The following is a 21,764-nucleotide window of genomic DNA, read 5'->3' on the forward strand; positions in this document are numbered from 1 at the left end:
TTGACTCCCCCTGCCCATAATTTCCGAAACTCCCGTACCGCACCGGCTTTCCAGGGCGCACATTGTGTACGGATCTCGCTGGGTTTCCGGCGATCAGGAGGCAGCGGATGACCACGTTCGAACCCGAGCACCTGCCCCGGCGGGCGATCAAGCGGCGGCTGCCCCGGCCGTCGGAGATCCGTCCGCTGCTCAAGTTCCGGCAGCCGAGGTTCGACATCCGCGAGCGCCGCCTCGCCACCGCGCACACCATCGACGACCTGCGCACCATCGCCCGCCGCCGCACGCCGCGGCCGGTTTTCGACTACGTGGACGGCGCGGCGGAGCAGGAGATCAGCATCGGCCGGGCGCGGCGGGCGTTCGAGAATGTCGAGCTGCATCCGCGCGTGCTGCAGGACGTCACCGACGTGAACCCGTCAACCACTGTCCTCGGTGGACAGTCCGCCCTGCCGCTGGTCCTCGCGCCCACCGGTTTCACGCGCATGATGCACCACGAGGGCGAGATCGCCGTCGCCCGCGCGGCCGCCCGCGCCGGAATTCCGTACGTGCTCTCGACGATGGGCACCACCGATCTCGAAGACGTCCGGGCGTGCGCACCGACCGCGCGGCAGTGGTTCCAGCTCTACCTCTGGAAGGACCGCGCCGCGAGCGAGGCGCTGGTCGAACGCGCGGCTCAAGCCGGGTACGAGGCGCTCGTGCTGACCGTCGACACTCCCATCGGCGGGGCCCGGATGCGCGACGTCCGCAATGGACTGACCATCCCGCCCACGCTGACCGTCCGCACGCTAGCCGGGATCGCGGTGCGCCCGTCCTGGTGGCTGAACCTGCTGACCACCGAACCGCTCCAGTTCGCCGCGCTGAACAACTTCGACGGCACCGTCGAAGAGCTGATCGGCACGATGTTCGACCCCTCCCTCACCGTCGCCGACCTCCGGTGGCTGCGCGGGCTGTGGCCGGGAAAGCTGGTGGTCAAAGGGATCCAGAGCGTCGTGGACGCCAAGGAGATGGCCGCTGCCGGCGTCGACGCGCTCGTGCTCTCGAACCACGGCGGCCGGCAACTCGACCGCGCCCCGACCCCGCTCGAACTGCTGCCGCGCGTGGTCGACGCCGTCGGGGACGACTGCGAGGTCATCCTCGACACCGGCGTCCGAACCGGTGCCGACCTGGTCGCCGCGCGGGCCCTCGGCGCGTCCGCCGCGATGGTCGGCCGGGCCTATCTGTACGGCCTGATGGCCGCGGGCGAGCAGGGCGTGGACCGCGCGATCGAGATCCTCAGCGCGGAGTACACCCGGACGCTGCGGCTTCTCGGCGTCACGAGCACCGACGAGATCAACGCGGACCACGCGTCGCTGCGCGGCTTCGGTTAAGATCGGCAGCGGCGGTGGGAAGTTCTGCTGAAACGAGTGGCGAAGTGCGCGAACAGTCGGGCAGTACGCCGAGCAGCATCGCGCAAGCCCTCCGCGACGATCTCCTGGACGGCGTCCTCGAACCCGGAACGCGGCTCACCGAGGAATCCCTGAGCGCACGGTTCGGCGCCGGACGGCATTCAGTCCGTTCCGGACTGCAGACGCTGGTGTCCGAGGGGCTCCTCGAACACCAGCGCAACAAGGGAATCGTCGTCCCCGCGGTGACCGCCGAGCGCATCGACGCGATGTGCTCGTACCGGTCCATCCTGGAACTGGGCGCGCTCCGGCTGGCGCTGCTGCGAAACGCGGATTTCTCCGCCGTCGACGAAGCCGTCCAGCGCCTCGAAGCGATGACCGCCGCGACGCCGTGGCGTCAGGTGATCGAAGCGCACAGCGCGGTGCACGCGGAAATCGTCGCCGCGAGCGGAAATCCTCGCGTGCTGGCGGCGCACCGGGCCTGCGAGAACGAACTCAACTGCATGCTCGCGACCATCCGGGCGGAATACTCCACCTCCCAGATGGCGGCCATGCACCGGCACCTGGTCGGCCAGCTCCGAGCCGGTGGGGAAACCGCTTTGAAGGCCCTGGAAGACGACCTCGAACTCGGCGGCCGCGCGGCAATGCACCTCGCACTGCGGCGCCGGAGCGAGGCACCGCATTTGCTGCCCGGAGACCTCGACGCTGGCTAGGCCTCGCGAGTGCCGCGGCCGGTTCTCACCGACACCAGCACTCACGACACCCCAGCACCACTCAGCGCGGGGGCTCGTGAGTGGCGTTGCCGGTTCTAACCGGCATAAACACACACGACGCCCGGACCGGCGGCCTCGCGCCACCGACGCCGCCACATCCGTGAGCGCGGTCCTGAGCGCAACTAGGGCTCGTGAGCGCCGCCGCCGGTTCCACCGGCACCAGCACCCACGAGCCCCAGCCGACCGCCCACGCCACCACACGCGGGTTCCCTCGTGAGCGGCAATCCCGGTTAGAACCGGCAACGCCACTCACGACTCTCCTTACTGCGCCGCCACCGCCCGCTCCCCCGGCACCGCCCGCAGCACCGGGACCTCGGCCAGCAACCCGCGCCGCGCCAGTTCCGGGCGGACGCCCTCGCCGAACCAGTACGCCTCCTCCAGATGCGGATACCCGGACAGCACGAACTCCGACACCCCGGCGTCGTGGTACTCCTCGATCAGGTCCGCGATCTCCGAGTAACTGCCCACCAGCGCCGTACCCGCCCCGCCGCGGACCAGGCCGATGCCCGCCCACAGGTGCGGGTGGATCTCCAGATCCCGCGCCGAACTCCCGGCCTTGCCGCCGTGCAGCGCGACCATTCGCTGCTGCCCCACCGACCCGCTCGCCGCCAGCTGGGCCTGTGCCTTCGCGATCTGCTCCGGGTTCAGCGCGTCGAGCAGCTTCTGCGCCTCCGCCCACGCCTCCTCCGACGTGTCGCGCGCGATCGTGTGCAGCCGGACGCCGAACCGGACCGTCCGACCGGCGGCCGCCGCCAGTTCCCGCACCTTGCCGATCTTCTCCGCGACCTGCGCGGGCGGCTCGCCCCACGTCAAATACACATCGGCGTGCCGGGCGGCGACCGGAAGCGCCGCCGCCGAAGAACCGCCGAAGTACAGCGGCGGCACCGGATCCGGCGCGGCGAGCGTCGTGGCTCCCTCGACGCGCAGGTGGTCGCCGGTGAAGTCGAACGGCTTGCCCGACCACACGCCGCGCACGATCGACAGGAACTCGTCGGTCCGGGCGTAGCGGGCGTCGTGGTCGTGCCAGTCGCCGAAGCGGCGCTGTTCGATCTCGTCGCCGCCGGTCACGATGTTCAGCAGGACCCGGCCGCCGGACAGCCGCTGGAACGTGCCGGCCATCTGCGCGGCGAGCGTGGGCGAGATGACGCCCGGCCGGAACGCGACCAGGAACTTCAGGCGGCTCGTCTCGCGGATGAGCGCGGCGGTGGTCAGCCAGGCGTCCTCGCACCAGGTCCCGGTCGGCGTCAGCACGCCCTCGAAGCCGAGCCGCTCGGCCGCGCGGGCGACCTGCGCGAGGTAGTCAAGGTCCGCCGGCCGCTGCGCGCTCGGGCCCTGGGATTTGTTGGCGTGGAAGCGTTCCACGATCGTCCGGCCGTCCCCGCTGGTCGGCAGGAACCAGTGCAGTTTCACGCTCATCCGTTCCTCCTCGCGGCCTCGATGTCGGGCCCGTAACGGCGGTCGACGAACGCCGCGAAGTCGACCTTCCCGGGCAGCGTGCCCTCGTTCGTGAACGCGTCGGCGAGCTGTTGTTCGGAAGTGACAACAGAATCGTCCAGCGGGATCGGCCGGTCCCGCCCGGCGGAAACGGCCTTCTTCGCCACCTCGGGCTTCAACCCGGTTTCCGCGGCCCACGCCCGCGCCCATTCGTCCCGATGCGTGTTCGACCACAGCTGGGCCTTCACGACGCGCTGCACGAAGTCCTTGATCGCCGAGTTCTTGCCCGGATCGGCGAGCGCAGTGGTGCTCGCGGTCTCGAAGGCGAGCCCGTTGGACGCGCCGCGACCGTCGGCAAGCACCCGGGCGTGCGCGTCGAGCTGAGCTTGCGCGGTGTACGGATCCCAGATCGCCCACGCGTCGATCTGGTGCTGGGTGAACGCGGCGAAGGCTTCGGACGGCTGCAGGAACGAGATCTTGATGTCCTTTGTAGACAGACCAGCCTTCTTCAGCGTGTTGAGCAGCTGGCCGTGCGCCGAACTCCCCTTCGCCACGCCGACGGTCTTGCCCCGCAGCGACGCGACATCGGTGAGCGGCGAATCCGGCGGCACCAGAATGGTTTCCCGCTCCACATTGCTCTTCGCGACGCTCACCACGGAGATCTTCGCCTTCGACGCGGCGGCGAAAATCGGCGGCGTATTGCCCACCCGGCCGATATCAATCGCGCCCGCCGACGCCGCCTCCAGCAACGGCGGACCGGAAGTGAAGGTGGACCACTCGATCCGATACGGCGTCCCGCTCAGCTGATTCGCCGCGGTGAGCAGGGATTTCACCCCACCCTTCTGGTCGCCGACGCGCAGCGTGACCTTCTTGAGTTCAGCGGGCGACACCGCGGCGGGCACTGGCGCGCGACCGTCCGAAGTGGACGACGAGCAGGCGGCCAGCCCGGTCAGCAACAGCGCCGCGGCCAGGACGTTACGCAGGTGCACCTTCGGTCACTCCCAAATCGGCCAGGACGCGGCTGCGCACCTCGGCGTGGTCGGCGGCCTTCCGCGGACGCGGCTGGCCGAGGACGTGTTCGGCGACGATGTGGCCCTCGCCGAGCACGAGGATCCGGTCGGCGAGCACGAGCGCCTCGTCGACGTCGTGGGTCACCAGCAGCACGGCGGGCTGGTGCGTGCGCCACAGATCCTCGACGAGCCGGTGCATCGCCAACCGGGTCAACGCGTCGAGCGCGCCGAACGGTTCATCCAGCAACAGCAGGTCCGGCTCGCGGACCAGCGCCCGGGCGAGCGAAACCCGTTGCGCCTCACCGCCGGACAGCGTGAGCGGCCACTTGTCAGCGTGTTCCGACAGCTGTACTTCGGCCAGCGCTTTCTCCGCCACCGCACGGTCGTTGTCCTGGTGCAGGCCTAGCACGATGTTCCGCCAGACCTTGCGCCACGGCAGCAGCCGCGGCTGCTGGAACGCCACCGAAACCGTGCCCTCAACGCGGGCTGTGCCCTCGATTTCCTGGTCCAGGCCGGCCAGAACCTTCAGCAGCGTCGACTTCCCGGACCCGCTCCGCCCGAGCAGCGCGACGAACTCGCCGGGGCCGATGTCCAGGTTGAGTCTATTGAGGACAGTGCGGTCGCCGAACTTCTTCACGAGGTCGCGGACCTCGACTACCGGGCTCGCCATCGCAAGGCCCTCCTTTCGAGCAGCCGGACGAGCGCGTCGGTGACGAGACCCAGCACGGCGTAGACCACGAGCCCGACCACCACGACGTCGGTGCGCAGGAACTCGCGGGCGTTGTTGATGAGGTAACCGATTCCGGCGTCCGCGTTCACCGTCTCGCCGACGATCAGCGCGAGCCACGCGACGCCGAGCGACTGCCGCAGCCCGACCAGCGCCTGCGGCAGCGCACCCGGCAGGACGACGTGCCACAGCCGTTCGCCCCGGGTGAAGCCCAGTGCCCGCGCGGCTTCCACGAGCTGCGGATCGGCGGTGCGGATTCCTGAGTGGACATTCAGGTACAGCGGAAACGCGACGCCGAGCGCGACGAGGAAGATCTTGGTCTCCTCGCCGATCCCGAACCACAGGATGAACAGCGGGATCAAGCCGAGGAACGGCAGCGTGCGCAGCATCTGCACCGGCGGGTCGACCAGCGCCTCGCCCCAGCGGGACAGCCCCGCGATCGTCCCGAGCAGCAGCCCGGCCAGCGCCCCGAGCGCGAAACCCGCGCCGACGCGGCCCAGCGAAACGACGAACGCGCTGCCGAGTTCGCCGCTGCGGGCGACGTCGACGCCCGCCTGCAGGACGGTCAAGGGCGAACTGAGCTTGTCGGGCGGCAGCGCGCCGGTCGAGCTGGCGATCTGCCACGCGAGCACCAGTGCGACCGGGCTGATCCAGCGGCGCAGCGACGGCAGCCGCCACCGCGCGCGCTTCGGCCCGGCCGTTTCGGCGCGCGGCAGCACGCCCGTGGTGGAAATCGACACGGATTTCTCCCGGGTGGGGGTTTTCGGTTCAGGGAACGGGATTCAGCGGCGGGACAGACAGACCGCGCTCGCCTGCTGCCGGAGGTCGACGTGCAGGCGGCACACGAGGAGGACGCCGCGCTTCATGCCCCCGAGCTTCGATCCCCGGACGGGTGAAGTCAATGTCGCGCCGGAGCGCTCTCACGCACTGGAACCGGCGTGGCGGTGTACCGGGTTTGTTCACCGGGCGGATGCGCGAACGCCCGGGATGCGGGACGGGTTTCCCGCACCGTCGCCGAACATCGGGCACCGCGCGCCGGGAAGGCCGCGCTCGAGTGCCCGCGGGAACGGCGGTCAGCCGCCGAACATCCGCCGCCATTCCTCCAGCGACCGCGGCCGGAACACGAAATTCGTGCCCTTTACTTGCGAAAGGGACGCCGACGATTCCGGCGAATACTGGTGGCCCGGATACACCACCGGGTCGCCCGGCAGCGTCGCCAGCCATTGCAGGCTGCGGAAAATCGCGTCCGCGTCGCCGCCGGGGAAGTCGGTCCGGCCGCAGCCCTCCAGGAACAGCGTGTCCCCCGAGACCAGCCGGTCGCCGACCAGGAAGCACTGGCTGCCCGGCGTGTGCCCCGGCGTGTGGAGCAGCCGGATGTCGATCGAGCCGACTGTCACGACGTCGTCGTGGTCGTGCGCGCGCAGGTCGGTGTCCGACACCCCGGTCACCCGGCGGACCCACTCGGTTTCCTGCGCGTTGACGTGGATCGGGACCGGCCGCAGCGCGAGCAGCTCGGCGATGCCCGGCAGCGAGAAGCCCATCATGTCGCCGCCGACGTGGTCCGGGTGATGGTGCGTCGCGAGCACGCCGGTGAGCCGCATCCCGTCGGCTTCGAGCGTCTCGACCAGGTCGCCGACCGCGTACGCCGGGTCGACCAGCACCGCCTCGCCCGCTTCGCGGTCCCCGATCAGGTAAGCGAAATTCACCATCTGGGTCGCGACGGGGTCCCCGACGGCGAAGTCACGGCCGGCGAGCAACTGGCGGAAGTAGAGCTGGTCTGCCATGCCCGCAGCGTAACGTCACTCCCCGACAGAGCCGTCGGCCAGTTCCCGCAGCGCGTCGAGGTGCCCGACGTGCCGCGCCGTCTCCTGCACGACGTGCGCCAGCACCCAGCGGACGGTGAACTCCCCGGACCGCCGCGTCCGGTCCTCCGGAGGCAGCCCTTCCAGCGCCGCCGCCGACCGTGCCCACTCCTCGCGATAGGCCGCGACCACGCTGGTCACGTCGTCTTCGGGCGTCAGGTCCCAGCTCGGGTCCGGCGAACCCGGCCACAGCGACGGCTCGGCGGAACCGCCCGCCTCGATCACCAGCCACCACCGCTCGACCGCGGTGAGGTGCTTGAGCACGCCCAGCGCGCAGGTCCGCGGCGAACTCGGCAACGGCGTCGCGGCGGCCTGCGCGCGGGTCAGTCCGGTGATCTTCCGCACCGCTGTCGCCCGGAGGAACTCGAGGAACCGCGTCTGCACCGTCAGTTCGTCACCGTCGAGCGGATCGGGCCAGACGCGTTCTACCTCCGCCATGGCCCCGACCCTACTGGCACCAGAGAGGAATAGTCTCGGCGTCATGGTGTGGGGATTTCTGTGCGCGCTGCTCTCCGCGGTGGCCTACGGCGTCGCTTCGGTCATGCAGGCGGTGGCCGCGAAGGCCACTCCCGACGACGGCGGCACCGGAGTCGACCCACGGTTGCCGCTGCGCGTGCTGCGGCAGTGGAAGTTCGTCGTCGGCCTGCTGCTCGACGGCGTCGGTTTCGTCGCGCAGATCGCCGCCCTGCACGTGCTGCCGCTGTTTCTCGTGCAGGCCACGCAAGCCGCGAGCCTCGCGGTGACGGCCGTCGCGGTGCGAGTGTTCGGCGTCCGGCTCGGCACCCGGGAATGGACCGCCGTCGGCGTGGTGTGCGCCGGGCTCGCGCTGCTCGGTTCGTCCGCGGAAAGCGAGGGCTCCAGCGAGGTGGCCCTGGGCTTCCGACTGACGTTGGCCGGTGCCGCAGTGGTGCTCGGGATCGCCGGACTCCTCATCGGACGCGCCGGAGACCGCGTCCGCACCGCCGGACTCGGCCTGGTCGCCGGGCTGTGCTTCGGCCTAGTCGCGGTAGCGGGCCGGGTCATCCCGAGCCTCGCGCCGCTGGACCTGCTGCGCGACCCCGCGCTGTACGTCGTCGCCGTCGCGGGCGCGCTGGCCATGCTGTTCTTCGCGACCGCTCTGCAACGCGGCAGCGTCACGACGGCCACGGCGATGATGGTGCTCGGCGAGACGGTGATGCCGTCGCTGATCGGCGTCCTACTGCTCGGCGACCGGACACGGCCCGGCTTCGCGGTGGTCGCGCTGATCGGGTTCGTGCTCGCGGTCGCGGCCGCCCTGGCGCTGGCCCGCTTCGGCGAACCCGAGCCCGCGGCCGCCTCCGTCGAGGAGCCCTCGGAGACCGAGCCCGCTGGCCGGGACGCCCACCGGTAAGACTTCCTCCGCGCGAGGTTAGGCTACCCTTCCTAAGCGGGACGAAAGGGAAGAACCGGCGACCAGACCGGCCTCGCCTGCACGAACGGAGGCGCCGGTGACGACGACGGGCCGCGGCACCAGCCTTCTGCACGCAGCTCAGCGACACCGGTCGCGACGCCGTTCCCGGGCAACGGACACCGATCCGCGCATCCCGGAGACCGGCCAAGCTGGCCCGCACTGCGCCGTCACCGCCGGGCGGAAACCCGACCGCGCCGGAGCCGCTCGTGACCGCCGCGCCCCAAGCCAGCCGAACTGGTGCTCGCAGCGCTGTCACCGGCCGCCCGAAACCGGCCCGCACCACCAGCCGCCCATCCCGGAGCCGCCCGTGACCCCCACCGTCAGCCAAGCGGGCCTCCACCGCACCCAGCCTCCTGTCCCGGCGCCGCCGTTGACCGCCGCTCTCAAAGCCAGCCAAGCCGTCCTCCGCGCAGCCACCGGCTACCCGAAACCGGTCCGCGCTCCGACCGGGAGCCGCCCGTGATCACCGCGCCCGCAACCGGCCCAGCGAGCCTCCGCCGCACCATCACCAGCACGCGGCAACCCACCCGGCCGCCGGTGACCACCACGCGCAAAGCCAGCCAAACAGGCCCGCACAACGCCACCAGCCACCCCAAACCAGGCCGCACCCCCAACCGCCCGCCCCGGAGCCGCCCGTGACCACCCCGCCCGCAACCGGCCGTGCCGTTCTCCGCGCGGCCATCACCGGCCAGCGGAAATCCGTCCTCGCCGCGTCCGTCCTCGCCGCCGGTCACCAAGGCGGCGAAGCGCTCGTCCCGGTCGTCATCGGCGTCGTCCTCGACCGCGCCGTCGCCGACAGTTCCGCGCTCACCCTCCTCGGCTGGCTGGCCGTGCTGGCCCTCGTCTTTCTCGTGCTCTCCTACAGCTACCGCTTCGGCGCGCGGGCTGCCGAACGCGCTTCCGAACGGGCCGCGCACGAGATCCGGCTCGCCGTCAGCCGTCGCGTCCTGCATCCGCGCGGGGGTGCGGAAGCCGGTGCCCTCGCTGGAGAACTGGTGAGCGTCGGCACGTCGGACGCCCGCCGGGTCGGGATGATCAACGCGGTGCTGCCGTTCGGGATCGCGGCGTTCGCCGGGCTCGTCGTGAGCGCGGTCGTGCTCATCCGGATGTCGGTGCCGCTCGGGCTGCTCGTCCTCCTCGGCACCCCGCCGCTGCTCTTCCTCGCCCACCTCATCGGCAAACCATTGGAGAAGCGCAGCGAGCTGGAGCAGGAACGCGCCGCGCACGCGTCGGGCGTCGCGGCCGATCTCGTCAGCGGGCTGCGGGTGCTGAAGGGCATCGGCGCGGAACCGGCGGCGACCGCGCGCTACCGGCGCACCAGCCGGGATTCCCTGCGGGCGACCATCCGCGCGGCCCGGGCGCAGGCGTGGCACAACGGTGCACTGCTCGCGCTCACCGGGATCTTCATCGCGATCGTCGCCCTCGTCGGCGGCTCGCTCGCGGCGAACGGCGAGATCTCCGTCGGCGACCTCGTCGCGGCGGTCGGGCTGGCGCAGTTCCTGCAGACGCCGTTCACCATCTTCGCCTGGGTCAACGGCCAGCTCGCCCAGGGCCGCGCCTCCGCCGGCCGGGTAGCCGCCGTGCTCAGCGCGCCGCCGGCGGTCCCCGACGGAACCGGCGAACTGCCCGTCCCCGCGCGCGGCAGCGTGACGCTTTCCGGTGTCTCCCATGGCAAACTCCGCGGCCTCGACCTCTTCGTCCCGCCCGGCGAACTGCTCGGCGTCGTCACCAGCGACCCCGCCACGGCCACCGATCTCCTCGACTGTCTCGGCCGCTTCGCCGATCCTCGCGACGGCACCGTGCACGTCGACGCGGTGAGTCTGTCCACAGTGGATCCAGACCGAGTCCGAGAGGTCGTCCTCGTCGCCGCGCACGACACGGACCTGTTCGAGGGCACCGTGGACGACAACGTCCGCGGCGGAATGCCCGCCGTCCCCGAGGGCGTCCTGTCCGCCTCGGCCGCCGACGAAGTCGCCGCGACCCTCCCGTCCGGCACGACCACCACCGTCACCGAACGCGGGCGATCGCTGTCCGGCGGGCAGCGGCAACGGGTTGCCCTGGCACGAGCCCTCGCCACCGAGGCACCGGTTTTGGTGCTGCACGATCCGACCACCGCCGTCGACACCGTCACCGAAGCCCGGATCGCTACCGGCGTCGCGCAGCTTCGGCGAGACCGGACGACGATCGTGGTCACCACCAGTCCGGCCCTGCTGGCGGCAACGGACCGAGTCGTCTTGATCGAGGACGGCCGGGTCGTCGCGGAAGGCAGCCACGCCGAGCTTGTCCACGACGAGGCGGCCTACCGAGCGGCGGTGCTTTCATGACGGAACGCGAACTTCTGCCGGTCGCTGACGGACCGCGGATCCGCGCTGTCCTGCTCGACCTGGTGCGCCAGGCGAAACTCCGCGCGGCCGGCTCGTTCGGCTTCGTGATCGGCGCGACCGCGATCGGGCTGCTCACCGCTCCCCTGCTCGGCCGGGTCGTCGATCTCGTCGCCAGCCGCGAGCCCGCGTCTTCGCTGGTGTATCCGGTGGTGGGCCTAGTCCTGGTGGCGGTGACGTCCGCGATCGCCACGGCCATCGGCGTCTCGATGCTCGCCCGCCTTGGCGAAACGATGCTCGCCGACCTGCGGGAACGGTTCGTCGACCGGGCGCTCGGGCTGCCGCTGGAGCAGGTCGAGAAGGCGGGTTCCGGGGACTTGACCGCCCGGGTCACCAATGACGTCTCGGTGGTCGCCGACGCGGTCCGGCAAGCGCTGCCCGCGTTGGCCCGGTCGGTGCTGACGATCGTGCTCACGCTGGTCGCGATGGCGGTTCTCGACTGGCGATTCCTCGCTGCGGCTTTGCTGGCCGTCCCGATCCAGCTGCATACCGTCCGCTGGTACGTCCGGCGCGCGACGCCGTTGTACGCTGCCCAGCGAGCCGCGGTCGGCGCGCAGCAGCAGCAACTTCTTGACACCATCGGCGGGGCCAAGACCGTCCGCGCGTTTCGGCTGGCGGACGCGCACGTCGATCGGGTCCGGTCCCGCTCGAATGGCGCGGTGGAACTGGCGCTGCGCGGGGTCCGGCTCGCGACGCGGTTCTACGGGCGGCTGAACCTGGCCGAGTTCGTCGGGCTGTCCGCGGTGCTGGCGGCTGGTTTTCTGTTGGTGGGGACGAATCTCGCGACGGTCGGGGTGGCTACCGCGGCCGCGTTGTACTTTCACAGTCTCTTCGGGCCGATCAACACCGCGCTCGCGTTGGTAGACGACGCCCAGGCTGCGGCGGCGAGTCTGGCCCGGCTGGTCGGGGTGGCGGATCTGCCCGTGCCTGCTGAGCCGAGCCGGGTGGAGCGGCCGGTTGACGCGTCCGTGAAGGCCGCCGGGGTTGGGCATTCCTATGTGGACGGTCACCCGGTGCTGCGGGACGTCGATCTCGAGGTGGCACCCGGGGAGCGGGTCGCGCTCGTCGGGGCCAGCGGGGCCGGGAAGACGACGTTGGCGAAGCTGATCGCCGGGATCCATCAGGCGAGCAGCGGTGCGGTGTCGATCGGGGGCGTTCCGCTTGAGCAGCTCGGTCCGCTGGGCGCTCGGCGGGCGGTGGGGTTGATCAGCCAAGAGGTGCATGTCTTCAGCGGGACATTGGCTGACGATCTCCGGCTGGCTGCTCCTGATGCCAGCGACGAGGAGCTGCGGGCCGCGCTCGCGAAAGTCGGTGCGCTCGAGTGGGCAGAGGAGTTGCCGGAGGGGCTTTCCACCGTCGTCGGCGAGGGCGGGCATCGGTTGACGGTCACGCAGGCTCAGCAGCTCGCGTTGGTTCGGTTGGTGCTGGCCGATCCACCGGTGGCGATTCTCGACGAGGCCACGGCAGAGGCCGGTAGTGCGGGGGCTAAGGCGTTGGAGGCCGCGGCGGGGGCCGCTCTCGAAGGCCGCACCGGTCTGATCGTGGCGCACCGCCTCACCCAAGCGGCCGCGTCGGACCGCATTGTCGTCCTGGACGCCGGAGCCGTCGTCGAATCCGGTACGCACGAGGAATTGGTCGCCGCTGGGGGCCAGTACGCTGCGTTGTGGGCGGCCTGGTCCGGACTGCGCGGCTAGGTCCGTGAAGGACTCCTTGAGGGAATCTAAGTCCTGGAAGGAGTCCTTCACGGAACGTCAGGATTCGGCGCGGTCGATCAGCGAGCGGGGGCGCAGGTCGGTCCACGTGCGCTCGATGTGGTCCAGGCAGGCTTGCCGTTCGGCGGGGCCGAAGGTCGTTCGCCAGCCGTCCGGGACCGCGACGAAGTCCGGCCACAGGCTGTGCTGACCTTCGTCGTTCACCAGGACCCGGTACGTGCCGTCGGGGTCCTCGAAGGGGTTCGTCATAGCGCCTGCCCACTCACCGCGTACTCGACGGGATCGGCGACCGCGGCGCGCCGGTCCACAATGGACTGCAGGATCTCCCCGACGCGCACCGCGGTGTTCGAGAGCAGCGAAGAGGTGATGCCGTGCGTATGTTCGGTGCCGCCTTGCAGGTAGAGGCCGCCGCGCACACTCGGGTCGGTCGTGATCCGGTAGTCCCGTTCGACCTTCAACCGGCCCTCGACGTCTCGGCGGCAGTGCGCGGCCAGGCCGCCCAGCAGCGGCGTCGGGTCCGCGGGGCGGTAGCCGGTCGCGTAGACAACGGCGTCGGCGTCCAGGACCGAACGCTCCCCCGTCGCCAGCGATTCGACCGTCGCGCGGACGTGCGTTCCCTGGTCGGCGACCTCGACAGGCTGCGAGACATTGAAGAATCGCAACCGTTCCACGCCGAGCACCTTTTCCTGGTACCGCCGACGGTACAGCTCGTCGATGAGGTCCAGGTCGACCGCGGAGTAGTTCGTCGCGCCGTGGTAGCGCATCAGGCGTTCCTTGACCGGTTCGCTTGCCGCATAGAAGGAATCGACCGCCTCGGGGTCGAAGATGCGGTTGGCGAACGCACTGTCGTCGGCAGGGCTGTAGCCGTAGCGCGCGAACACCGCGCACACCTCGGCGCGCGGGAACTCGTCGTGCAGCAACGCGGCGACCTCGGCTGCACTCTGGCCGGCACCGATCACCACGAACCGCCGGGCGTCCGTGCCGCGCAACGACTCCACGCGGTGCAGCAGCTCGCTGTTGTGCCAGATTCGTTCCCCGGCGACGACACCGTCCGGCAGCTTCGCGCGCAACCCGGTGCCCAGCACCAGATTCCGGGCCCGCAGTTCGGTGATCTCGCCGTCCACCTCGGCGCGCACGTCGAAGTACACGATCTCGCCGCTGTCGTGCACCGGTTCGACCGAAACGACCTCGCTGCCGTAGGACACGAGGTCGTCGACCTTCGCCGCGGCCCACTCGAAGTAGTCGTGGAACTCCACGCGCAGCGGGAAGAGGGTCTTGTGGTTGATGAAATCGACCAGCCGCCCCTTCTCGTGGAGATAGTTCAGGAAGGTGAACGCGCTCGCCGGGTTCCGCATCGTCGCCAGGTCCTTGAGGAACGACACCTGCATGGTCGCGGTGTCGATCAGCATCCCGCGATGCCAGCCGAACCGGGGCTGGCGCTCCAGGAAATGCGCCGTGACCGTCTCGCCCGAGCCCGCGTTGTGCTCGGCGAGGGCGATCGCGAGCGCCAGGTTGGACGGCCCGAACCCGACTCCGACCACGTCGTACACCGGCACCCGGCTGCTCCCGGCCCCTGCTCGTGACATGAAAGTCCCCTAGCGCGGCACTGCCGCATCGCCGTTTCTCGACTGACCACTGTTCAAGAAACCCTAACCTAACTTAGGTAAGCCTCAACTAGTACTGTCTGGGTGATGTTCGTCCCGACCACGAAAGGTGCACCGCCGATGCGCGTGGCCATGTTCGGCTACCAGACCTGGGGACACCGCACCCTGAAAGCCCTCCTCGACGCGGGCCACGACGTGCGGCTGGTGGTGACGCACCCGCCGAGCGACCACGCCTACGAGCGGATCTGGAGCGATTCGGTGGCGGACCTCGCCGAGTCGAACGGGATCCGCACTCTGCTGCGCACCCGCCCGGACGACGCCGAACTGCTCGCCGAGCTGAAGGCCGCCGACCTGGACCTGATCGTCGCGAACAACTGGCGCACCTGGCTGCCGCCGGAGATCTTCGACCTGCCGCGCCACGGCACGCTCAACGTCCACGATTCGCTCCTGCCCGCCTACGCCGGCTTCTCCCCCATCATCTGGGCGCTGATCAACGGCGAACCGGAGGTCGGCGTCACCGCGCACATGATGAACGGCGAACTCGACGCGGGCGACATCGTGGCCCAGCGCGCCGTCGCGGTCGGCCCGCGCGACACCGCCACGGATCTGTTCCACCGCACCGTGGACCTCATCGAGCCGCTCGTGACCGAAGCCCTCGGCCTGATCGGATCCGGCACGATGGTCCCGATCCCGCAGGACCGGTCGAAGGCGAGCTTCTTCCACAAGCGCGCCCCGCGCGACAGCCGCATCGACTGGACGTGGTCCGCCGAAGAGCTGGACCGCCTCGTGCGCGCCCAATCCGACCCGTACCCCAACGCGTTCACCTACCACCGCGGCGAACAGCTGCGCATCGTGCGCGCGTCGATCTCGGACGGCCACTACGGCGGGACTCCGGGCCGCATCTTCATCCGCGAAGGCGAGGGCGTGGTGATCGTCGCGGGCCCCGAGGCCCGCCGCGGCAAATCGCCCGGTTTGCGCATCGAACGCGTCCGCACGGCCGACGACCGGGAGCTGCCTGCGACGGAGTACTTCACGACCATGGGCGGCTACCTCACTGATCGTCCTTAGGGCGCTGACTGGGCGGGTTTACCGGGTTGCGGCGGGTGGTGCGGCGTTCGCGGAAATCCGTTTCGAGCGTTGTTGCGATGCCTCTACCGTGGCGTCGTGTTTACTGAGGTGATCCTTCTCAACGGCGGTTCCAGCTCGGGGAAGTCCGGGATCGTTCGATGCCTGCAGGCAGTCCTGCCGGATCCATGGCTGGCCCTGGGGACAGACACACTGGTTGAGGCGTTGCCTCAGTCGATGCGGGCGTCGAATGCCGGGATCGAGTTCGCTCCGGACGGACAGGTGGTCGTCGGGCCGGAGTTCCGGACGCTGGAAGCGGCATGGATCGAGGGGGTCGCCGCGATGGCCCGCGCGGGCGCCCGGGTCATCGTCGACGAGGTCTTCCTCGGCGGAGCGGACTCCCAGCAGCGATGGCAGAAGGCTTTGGGCGGACTGCGGGTGCTGTGGGTCGGCGTCCGGTGCGACAGCGCGGTTGCCGCGGGCCGCGAGGTCGCACGAGGTGATCGGGCCATCGGCATGGCGGCGGCTCAGGCGGAGGCGGTCCACCGGGGCATGGTCTATGACCTGGAGGTGGACACCACGCGTACCGAGTCGCTTGAGTGCGCGCGAACCATCGCCGCACATGTCAGCTGATCCGCAACCCGGTGAGCCCTTCCAGAGCACTAGGCAGCCCGCGCGACAGTGACGATCGACCCGCTGTCCGCGGTGATCGGGCCGCCGCGGAAGTCGCCGTACTGGTGTTCGACGGCGAACCCGGCTCGGCGCAGTGCGGCGTTGAGCGGGTCGACGTCGAGGAACCGCAGCGTCGCGCGGTCGGTGCGCAGTGGTGTCCGGTCGGGTTCGCCGACGGTTTCGGTGAAGGTCACGACGCCGTCGTCCGCGGATTCGACCTCCCACCACGACACCAGCTGACGTCCGGCGTACTCGAACGGCGCCGGCTCGGCAGCCGCCCAGACCTCCCACGCGCGAGCCTGCGGATGCCGGGTCTCGAAGACGAACTGGCCGCCGTCGATCAGCGCGGCGCGGATGGCGGTGAGCGAGGCGGCGATGTCCGCGTCGGTCACCAGGCACTGGAAAGCGTTGTTCGCCATGGTCGCCAGTGCGAATTCCGCACGCCACGGGATGTCCGCCGCCGGGCCCTCGACCCATTCGACGTCCGCCCGGCGGCGCGCTCGCCGCAGTGCCGCGGCGTCCGGGTCGATGCCGGTCAGCCGGCCGTGATGTCCTTGCGCGCGCAGCGAATGCAGCATCTGCCCGGTGCCGCAGCCGACGTCGAGCACGGAACGCGCCGCCGTCGCGTGCTCGGTGTAGAACCCGTCGCTGGTGCCGGGCTCGGCCCGCCAGGGGTTGGTCACGTCGTAAACGGCCGCGGCGTCGTCCTCGCTGAATTCCACCCAGCCGACCGTACTCAGGCCCGGCCGCCGGCGGCACCGACTAACGCTCGGAAACCTTGCCGCCGTCCACTTCCAGCCGCCGGGTGACCGAAACCGCGTCGAGCATCCGGCGATCGTGCGTCACCAGCAGCAGCGTGCCGGGGTAAGTGTCCAAAGCGGACTCGAGCTGTTCGATCGCGGGCAGGTCGAGGTGGTTGGTCGGCTCGTCCAGCACCAGCAGGTTCACGCCGCGCGCCTGCAGCAGCGCCAGCGCCGCGCGGGTGCGCTCACCGGGCGAAAGCGTCGCCGCCGGGCGCAGCACGTGCGCGGCCCTGAGCCCGAATTTCGCCAGCAGCGTACGGACTTCCGCGTCCGCGAACGACGGGACCTCCCGCGCGAACGCCTCCGCCAGCGGGGCGTCGCCGAGGAACAGCCGGCGGGCCTGGTCGACCTCGCCGACCACCACGCCCGGCCCCAGCGCGGCAGCGCCCTCGTCCAGCGGCAGCCTGCCGAGCAGCGCGGCGAGCAAGGTGGACTTGCCCGCGCCGTTCGCGCCGGTGATGGCGACCTTGTCCGCCCAGTCGATCTGCAGGTCCACCGGACCGAGCGTGAACTCGCCGCGCCGCACCACCGCGCCCCGCAGCGTCGCGACCACCGCGCCCGCGCGCGGAGCGGCGGCGATCTCCATCCGCAGCTCCCACTCCTTGCGCGGCTCCTCGACCACCTCGAGCCGTTCGATCATCCGGTCGGTCTGGCGCGCCTTCGCAGCCTGCTTCTCGGTGGCCTCGCTGCGGAACTTGCGGCCGATCTTGTCGTTGTCGGTCGCCTTGCGGCGGGCGTTCTTGACGCCCTTTTCCATCCACGCGCGCTGCATGCCCGCCCGGGCCTCCAGCGACGCGCGGGTGCTGGCATATTCCTCGTAGTCCTCGCGCGCGTGCCGCCGCGCGACCTCCCGTTCCTCCAAATAGGACTCGTACCCGCCGCCGTACGTCTTCACCTGCTGCTGCGCCAGGTCCAGCTCCACCACGCGGTCGACCGTGCGGGCGAGGAACTCGCGATCGTGGCTCACCAGCACGGTTCCGCCGCGCAGCCCGGTGACGAACCGCTCCAGCCGGGCGAGCCCGTCGAGATCGAGGTCGTTGGTCGGCTCGTCGAGCAGGAAGATGTCGTAGCGGCTCAGCAGCAGCGACGCCAGCCCGGCGCGCGCGGCCTGCCCGCCGGACAGCGAAACCATCGGCTGGTCGAGGTCGACCGCCAGCCCGAGGTCCGCGGCGACCTCGCCGGCCCGGTCGTCGAGATCCGCTCCGCCGAGCGCGAGCCAGCGGTCCAGCGCGGTGCCGTATGCGTCGTCAGCGCCGTCCTCGCCCGCGGTAAGCGCATCCGTCGCCGCGTCGAGCGCGGTTTGCGCGGCCGCGACGCCGGTGCGCCGCGCGAGGAAGGCGCGCACCGACTCCCCCGGCCGCCGCTCGGGCTCCTGCGGGAGATGCCCGACGGTGGCTGTCGGCGGGTTCAGCCGGATCTCGCCGGATTCCGGGCTGGCCAGCCCCGCCAGCGTGCGCAGCAAGGTGGACTTGCCGGCGCCGTTGACGCCGACCAGCCCGATCACCTCGCCCGGGGCGACGACGAGGTCCAGACCGGAGAAGAGAACGCGGTCACCGTGGCCCGCGGCCAGGTCCTTCGCGACGAGTGTGGCGCTCATATCGGAGCCGAGTTTACGGGGACCCCGCGCGCCGCGTGCCGCGTGTCGGCTTCGTCACTGGGAGTGGGTACTCTGGGCGGGTTGCCGGGTCCCAACGAGAGCAGTGAGGTCGGTGAAAAGCGATGGCGGAACCCGCCCCGGTCCCGTTCGGCCGGGGGAAACAGCGGGCTCCCCGGCCAACCGTCAGCAGACGTCGCGAGGTGAGCCACGCCAGCGCACGGTCGCTGCTGATGACCGTGCTGGGCGAGTACGTGCTGCCCCGCGACCGTCCGGTGTGGACGTCCATGCTGGTCGAATCGCTCGGCATGCTCGACATCGAGGAGAAGTCGGCGCGGCAGGCGCTGGCCCGGTCCGCGGCCGAGGGCTGGCTGGTGTCCGAGCGCATCGGCCGCCGCGTCCGCTGGTCGCTGACCCCGCCCGGACGGCGGCTGCTCACCGAGGGTGCCGAGCGCATATACGCCTTCGGCCGCGACGCGCACGCCTGGGAGAACACCTGGCTGATGCTGATCGTCTCGGTGCCGGAGGCGAAACGCGACCTGCGGCACCGGCTGCGCACGCGCCTCACCTGGGCCGGGTTCGGGTCCCCGGTCGCGGGCGTCTGGGTGAGCCCCGATCCGAGCCGCGAGCCCGAGGCGCAGAAGATCGTCGCCGACCTCGGCCTCGAAGCGCAGGCGATGTCGTTCACCGCGGAGTACGGCGCGATCGGCAGCCAGGAGAGCATGGTCGAGCGGTCCTGGGACCTGTCCGAGCTGACCGACCGGTACGAGGACTTCATCGACCGCTTCACCGGCGTGACGCCGTCCGGCGAGCAGGCGGTGCTGCGCGCACAGACCGAACTGGTGCACGAGTGGCGGCGCTTCCCGTTCCTCGACCCGCAACTGCCCGCCGAACTGCTGCCCGCGGGCTGGAGCGGAGCCAAGGCGGCCGAACTGTTCCACCGCAAGCACGTGGAATGGCGGCCGGCCGCGCAGGCGTACTGGGACCAACTCACCGCGAACGAGGAGCAAGCATGACCCGGTTGGACCGCGACGGCGGGCTTGCCGTGCTCACCATCGACGAGCCGCCGCTCAACCTCTACACCAAACCGCTGCAGGACGCCCTGCTCGACGCGATCGGGTCGCTGGAGGAAACGCCCGCCCGCGCCCTGCTGATCCGCGCCGAAGGCCGCGTCGTGAGCGGCGGCGTCGACGTGGCGCTCTTCGACGCGCAGTCGTCTCCTGATGAAGCCAAAGTGCTCTTCGACGAACTGCTCACCGTGCCCGATCGCCTTGCCGCACTGCCGTTCCCGACGGTTTTCGCCGCCCACGGCCTGTGCCTGACCTGGGCGTTCGAGGTCGCCATGGCCTGCGACCTGCTGCTGGCCTCCTCCCGGGCGAAATTCGGCCTCGTCGAGAAGGTCGTCGGCCTCACCCCCACCATGGGCGGCACCCAGCGCCTGGCCGCCCGGGCAGGCGTGGCCCGTGCGAAGGAGTTCGTGTTCACCGGCGAACCGTTTGACGCGGCCACGCTGGAGCGCTGGAACGTCGTCAACCGCGTCCTGCCCGACGAAGGCTTCGACGCCGCCGCCCGCGAGTTCACCCGCCAGCTCGCCGAAGGCCCCACCCAGGCGCACGCCGCGACGAAGCGCGTCCTCGCGCACTTCGAACACGGCGGCGTCCCGGAAGCGAACGAGCACGTCACGGCTATCGCTGCCGACCTCTACAACACCGAAGACCTGCGCGGCGCCGTGAAGTCCTTCCTCGCCGACGGCCCCGGCAAGGCCCGCTTTATCGGCCGCTAACCCGGCAGCTGCCCAGCCCGGTCGACAATCCCGTACGAGACCAGGGCTTCCTTGGTGGTGCCCAAATACGCGTGCGTCGCCGAGTCGAACACCAACGTCGTGCCGTCCCAACTGACCCCGACCCCTTGCCGCCCCGCCGCGTCCCTCGCGTTCTCGACCGCACTGAGCCCGCCCAGCTGCGCCACCGCGTCATACATCGCCGCACGCGCCTTGGGTTCGAGATACGTCTCGCTCGCGATCCGCCCGAAGTTCTCCCCCATCGCCGCCGATCCGCCGCCGAGATACTGATACATCGCACCAGCCGTCTCGGGCGCCCCCTTCTTGTAAGCAGGCTCCTTCTGACACGGCTTCTTCTCCGGCACCTTCTCGCCGATGGGGTGATACTTCCCGTCCACGCAGACCGGTACCGGCATCTCTTTCCCTTCTTGCCGGACATACCCGTCCTGCTCCCCGTCCGCAGACAACCACTCCTCGCGGGTGCCGTCCGGGGTCTGCTTTTTGACATAAAGGAACTGCCCCGGCTGCGGCGGCGTATCCGGCTTCTGCAACGCCGCCTTCGCCGCGTCATGCAGCACCCGGACCGGATCCGCCGCAGCCGGCTGCCCACCGCTGAAGGGCACGATCGCCACCGCTGCCACCGCTGCCGCCGCCGCAATGCCGATGGCCCACTTCGTCTTGTTCGGCCTGCCCTCCGCCCGCGCCTCCGCAAGCAGCCTCTCCCTCGCCGGGGCGAGATCGTCCAGAGCGGGCAAGGGAACGTCCGCCGTCCGCTCGCGGAGCAGCTGCATCTCATCCATGGACGGAAACCTCCTCAGAGTCAGTGCCAAGCGCGTCCCGCAACTTCCGGCGGGCGCGATTCAGCCGAGAACGGACAGTGCCGACCGGAATGCCAAGCGCCTCAGCGACTTCCTCGTACGACAGCCCTTCGGTAGCCGTCAGCACCACGACGTCCCGGTCCCCCTCCGCGAGCGCCGCCAATGCCGCCCCCAGTTCCGGCCCACGCGCCACCGCGACCACCCGTTTGGCTACGTCCTCGTCGTGCGCCTGCGCAGGCTGCTGCGGCCCCACCGCCCGGAGAAGCCGGTACTCCCGGACCTCATCCCGCCGGTGCTGCTTCACGACGTTGGTAGCAATGCCGTAAAGCCACGGCCGCGCGTCCGGCCTGGCCAGGTCGTAGCGGCTCCTCTTGCGGAACGCCGCCAGGAAGGTCTCAGCGAGCGCGTCATCGGCAACGTCCCGCCCGAGCCGGCGAGCGAGATACCGGTGGATGAAGGGCGCGTGCCGGTCGAAAATCCCCGCAAACGCCTCCGGCTCGCCGACCGACCGCCTGATCACGCCGGCGTCGTCGTCTTCGGTCACCCCGTTGCCCCTCCCCGGTCTGTCCTGCCCTGTCCACCCTGTTGTCCGCACTCTGCCGGGTTTGAGTTCACGGTGCAGGGTTTGCGCAGGTCAGACGGCAAAGGAGACCTCGTTGCGGGGCTGGTTGGGGGACCCGCTAGAGTAGTCGCATCGCACTTCGCGGGGGTTCCTCCGGGG

Annotated in this window: 21 protein-coding genes; 9 read left to right on the top strand and 12 right to left on the bottom strand. The window is 70.6% G+C overall.

What is annotated here, in order from left to right; genetic code table 11:
- Positions 1-107: 107 nt before the first annotated feature.
- Together RPX00_RS39170 and RPX00_RS39175 are read left to right on the top strand one after the other, a co-directional pair.
- Positions 108-1,364 (top strand): alpha-hydroxy-acid oxidizing protein, encoded by a 1,257-nt coding sequence (locus RPX00_RS39170; protein ID WP_406633146.1) that lies wholly within the window; start codon positions 108-110, stop codon positions 1,362-1,364.
- A gap of 44 nt (positions 1,365-1,408) precedes the next feature.
- Positions 1,409-2,092 (top strand): GntR family transcriptional regulator, encoded by a 684-nt coding sequence (locus tag RPX00_RS39175; protein WP_406633148.1) that lies wholly within the window; start codon positions 1,409-1,411, stop codon positions 2,090-2,092.
- Positions 2,093-2,413: 321 nt separating this feature from the next.
- Here RPX00_RS39175 and RPX00_RS39180 read toward each other — a convergent pair whose 3' ends face one another.
- The 6 genes from RPX00_RS39180 to RPX00_RS39205 all read right to left on the bottom strand — a co-directional run bounded on the left by RPX00_RS39180 (position 2,414) and on the right by RPX00_RS39205 (position 7,623).
- Positions 2,414-3,568 (bottom strand): LLM class flavin-dependent oxidoreductase, encoded by a 1,155-nt coding sequence (locus tag RPX00_RS39180; RefSeq protein WP_406633150.1) that lies wholly within the window; start codon positions 3,566-3,568, stop codon positions 2,414-2,416.
- Positions 3,565-4,575 (bottom strand): ABC transporter substrate-binding protein, encoded by a 1,011-nt coding sequence (locus tag RPX00_RS39185; RefSeq protein WP_406633152.1) that lies wholly within the window; start codon positions 4,573-4,575, stop codon positions 3,565-3,567. The genes RPX00_RS39180 and RPX00_RS39185 overlap by 4 nt, the downstream gene beginning before the upstream one ends.
- Positions 4,562-5,266 carry an ABC transporter ATP-binding protein gene (locus RPX00_RS39190; protein WP_406633154.1) on the bottom strand — a complete coding sequence of 235 codons (705 nt, stop codon included), beginning with the start codon at positions 5,264-5,266 and terminating at the stop codon, positions 4,562-4,564. Before RPX00_RS39190 ends, RPX00_RS39185 begins: the two co-directional genes overlap by 14 nt.
- The gene (locus tag RPX00_RS39195) at positions 5,251-6,063 is read right to left on the bottom strand and encodes an ABC transporter permease (protein ID WP_406633156.1); all 813 of its coding nucleotides are present in this window, start codon (positions 6,061-6,063) and stop codon (positions 5,251-5,253) included. The genes RPX00_RS39190 and RPX00_RS39195 overlap by 16 nt, the downstream gene beginning before the upstream one ends.
- Before the next feature lie 333 nt (positions 6,064-6,396).
- Positions 6,397-7,107: an MBL fold metallo-hydrolase gene (locus RPX00_RS39200; protein WP_406633158.1), complete on the bottom strand. Its 711-nt coding sequence runs from the start codon at positions 7,105-7,107 to the stop codon at positions 6,397-6,399.
- 15 nt (positions 7,108-7,122) lie between these two features.
- On the bottom strand, positions 7,123-7,623 hold the full coding sequence (locus RPX00_RS39205) for a DinB family protein (protein ID WP_406633160.1): 501 nt from the start codon (positions 7,621-7,623) through the stop codon (positions 7,123-7,125).
- A 43-nt stretch (positions 7,624-7,666) separates the two neighbouring features.
- Here RPX00_RS39205 and RPX00_RS39210 point away from each other — a divergent pair, with 43 nt between their 5' ends.
- The 3 genes from RPX00_RS39210 (at position 7,667) to RPX00_RS39220 (ending at position 12,689) form a co-directional block, all read left to right on the top strand.
- Positions 7,667-8,554, top strand: a complete 888-nt coding sequence (locus RPX00_RS39210) for a hypothetical protein (RefSeq protein ID WP_406633163.1) — start codon at positions 7,667-7,669, stop codon at positions 8,552-8,554.
- Between the two features lie 695 nt (positions 8,555-9,249).
- Positions 9,250-10,938, top strand: coding sequence for an ABC transporter ATP-binding protein (locus tag RPX00_RS39215; RefSeq protein ID WP_406633165.1), 1,689 nt, complete (start codon positions 9,250-9,252; stop codon positions 10,936-10,938).
- On the top strand, positions 10,935-12,689 hold the full coding sequence (locus RPX00_RS39220; RefSeq protein ID WP_406633167.1) for an ABC transporter ATP-binding protein: 1,755 nt from the start codon (positions 10,935-10,937) through the stop codon (positions 12,687-12,689). The genes RPX00_RS39215 and RPX00_RS39220 overlap by 4 nt, the downstream gene beginning before the upstream one ends.
- A 57-nt stretch (positions 12,690-12,746) precedes the next feature.
- On the opposite strand, the gene RPX00_RS39225 is transcribed toward RPX00_RS39220, so the two are convergent.
- Both RPX00_RS39225 and RPX00_RS39230 read right to left on the bottom strand, forming a co-directional pair.
- Positions 12,747-12,956: an MbtH family protein gene (locus RPX00_RS39225; RefSeq protein WP_406633169.1), complete on the bottom strand. Its 210-nt coding sequence runs from the start codon at positions 12,954-12,956 to the stop codon at positions 12,747-12,749.
- The gene (locus tag RPX00_RS39230) at positions 12,953-14,293 is read right to left on the bottom strand and encodes a lysine N(6)-hydroxylase/L-ornithine N(5)-oxygenase family protein (protein WP_406633170.1); all 1,341 of its coding nucleotides are present in this window, start codon (positions 14,291-14,293) and stop codon (positions 12,953-12,955) included. The genes RPX00_RS39225 and RPX00_RS39230 overlap by 4 nt, the downstream gene beginning before the upstream one ends.
- A gap of 138 nt (positions 14,294-14,431) precedes the next feature.
- On the opposite strand from RPX00_RS39230, the gene RPX00_RS39235 reads away from it, so the two are divergent.
- Positions 14,432-15,379: a methionyl-tRNA formyltransferase gene (locus RPX00_RS39235; protein WP_406633172.1), complete on the top strand. Its 948-nt coding sequence runs from the start codon at positions 14,432-14,434 to the stop codon at positions 15,377-15,379.
- 108 nt (positions 15,380-15,487) lie between these two features.
- Positions 15,488-16,009 carry a chloramphenicol phosphotransferase CPT gene (gene cpt / locus RPX00_RS39240; protein WP_406643238.1) on the top strand — a complete coding sequence of 174 codons (522 nt, stop codon included), beginning with the start codon at positions 15,488-15,490 and terminating at the stop codon, positions 16,007-16,009.
- A gap of 29 nt (positions 16,010-16,038) precedes the next feature.
- On the opposite strand, the gene RPX00_RS39245 is transcribed toward cpt, so the two are convergent.
- Complete coding sequence (locus RPX00_RS39245) at positions 16,039-16,770, bottom strand: class I SAM-dependent methyltransferase (RefSeq protein WP_406633175.1); 732 nt, start codon at positions 16,768-16,770, stop codon at positions 16,039-16,041.
- A gap of 40 nt (positions 16,771-16,810) precedes the next feature.
- Positions 16,811-18,448, bottom strand: a complete 1,638-nt coding sequence (locus RPX00_RS39250; RefSeq protein ID WP_406633177.1) for an ABC-F family ATP-binding cassette domain-containing protein — start codon at positions 18,446-18,448, stop codon at positions 16,811-16,813.
- 122 nt (positions 18,449-18,570) lie between these two features.
- Between RPX00_RS39250 and RPX00_RS39255 the strand changes: the two genes are divergently transcribed.
- Positions 18,571-19,461 (top strand): PaaX family transcriptional regulator C-terminal domain-containing protein, encoded by an 891-nt coding sequence (locus RPX00_RS39255; protein ID WP_406633179.1) that lies wholly within the window; start codon positions 18,571-18,573, stop codon positions 19,459-19,461.
- Positions 19,458-20,228 carry an enoyl-CoA hydratase/isomerase family protein gene (locus RPX00_RS39260; protein ID WP_406633181.1) on the top strand — a complete coding sequence of 257 codons (771 nt, stop codon included), beginning with the start codon at positions 19,458-19,460 and terminating at the stop codon, positions 20,226-20,228. Before RPX00_RS39255 ends, RPX00_RS39260 begins: the two co-directional genes overlap by 4 nt.
- Here RPX00_RS39260 and RPX00_RS39265 read toward each other — a convergent pair.
- Both RPX00_RS39265 and RPX00_RS39270 read right to left on the bottom strand, forming a co-directional pair.
- A complete protein-coding gene (locus RPX00_RS39265) occupies positions 20,225-21,025 on the bottom strand; it encodes a CU044_5270 family protein (protein WP_406633184.1) in 801 nt (266 codons plus the stop codon). The two genes, RPX00_RS39260 and RPX00_RS39265, sit on opposite strands and share 4 nt — an antisense overlap.
- A complete protein-coding gene (locus tag RPX00_RS39270; RefSeq protein WP_406633186.1) occupies positions 21,018-21,587 on the bottom strand; it encodes an RNA polymerase sigma factor in 570 nt (189 codons plus the stop codon). Before RPX00_RS39270 ends, RPX00_RS39265 begins: the two co-directional genes overlap by 8 nt.
- Positions 21,588-21,764: the final 177 nt, after the last annotated feature.

This window comes from Amycolatopsis sp. WGS_07, assembly GCF_045278895.1.
Taxonomy (GTDB): Bacteria; Actinomycetota; Actinomycetes; order Mycobacteriales; family Pseudonocardiaceae; genus Amycolatopsis.

What these genes read in the sequence shown, in the direction of transcription:
- RPX00_RS39170 (WP_406633146.1), top strand. Translation starts at nt 108, where the DNA reads ATGACCACGTTCGAACCCGAGCACCTGCCCCGGCGGGCGATCAAGCGG.
- RPX00_RS39180 (WP_406633150.1), bottom strand. Translation starts at nt 3,568, where the DNA reads ATGAGCGTGAAACTGCACTGGTTCCTGCCGACCAGCGGGGACGGCCGG.
- RPX00_RS39220 (WP_406633167.1), top strand. Translation starts at nt 10,935, where the DNA reads ATGACGGAACGCGAACTTCTGCCGGTCGCTGACGGACCGCGGATCCGC.
- RPX00_RS39200 (WP_406633158.1), bottom strand. Translation starts at nt 7,107, where the DNA reads ATGGCAGACCAGCTCTACTTCCGCCAGTTGCTCGCCGGCCGTGACTTC.
- RPX00_RS39260 (WP_406633181.1), top strand. Translation starts at nt 19,458, where the DNA reads ATGACCCGGTTGGACCGCGACGGCGGGCTTGCCGTGCTCACCATCGAC.
- RPX00_RS39265 (WP_406633184.1), bottom strand. Translation starts at nt 21,025, where the DNA reads ATGGATGAGATGCAGCTGCTCCGCGAGCGGACGGCGGACGTTCCCTTG.
- RPX00_RS39235 (WP_406633172.1), top strand. Translation starts at nt 14,432, where the DNA reads ATGCGCGTGGCCATGTTCGGCTACCAGACCTGGGGACACCGCACCCTG.
- RPX00_RS39205 (WP_406633160.1), bottom strand. Translation starts at nt 7,623, where the DNA reads ATGGCGGAGGTAGAACGCGTCTGGCCCGATCCGCTCGACGGTGACGAA.
- RPX00_RS39255 (WP_406633179.1), top strand. Translation starts at nt 18,571, where the DNA reads ATGGCGGAACCCGCCCCGGTCCCGTTCGGCCGGGGGAAACAGCGGGCT.
- RPX00_RS39190 (WP_406633154.1), bottom strand. Translation starts at nt 5,266, where the DNA reads ATGGCGAGCCCGGTAGTCGAGGTCCGCGACCTCGTGAAGAAGTTCGGC.
- RPX00_RS39210 (WP_406633163.1), top strand. Translation starts at nt 7,667, where the DNA reads ATGGTGTGGGGATTTCTGTGCGCGCTGCTCTCCGCGGTGGCCTACGGC.
- RPX00_RS39250 (WP_406633177.1), bottom strand. Translation starts at nt 18,448, where the DNA reads ATGAGCGCCACACTCGTCGCGAAGGACCTGGCCGCGGGCCACGGTGAC.
- RPX00_RS39230 (WP_406633170.1), bottom strand. Translation starts at nt 14,293, where the DNA reads ATGTCACGAGCAGGGGCCGGGAGCAGCCGGGTGCCGGTGTACGACGTG.
- RPX00_RS39225 (WP_406633169.1), bottom strand. Translation starts at nt 12,956, where the DNA reads ATGACGAACCCCTTCGAGGACCCCGACGGCACGTACCGGGTCCTGGTG.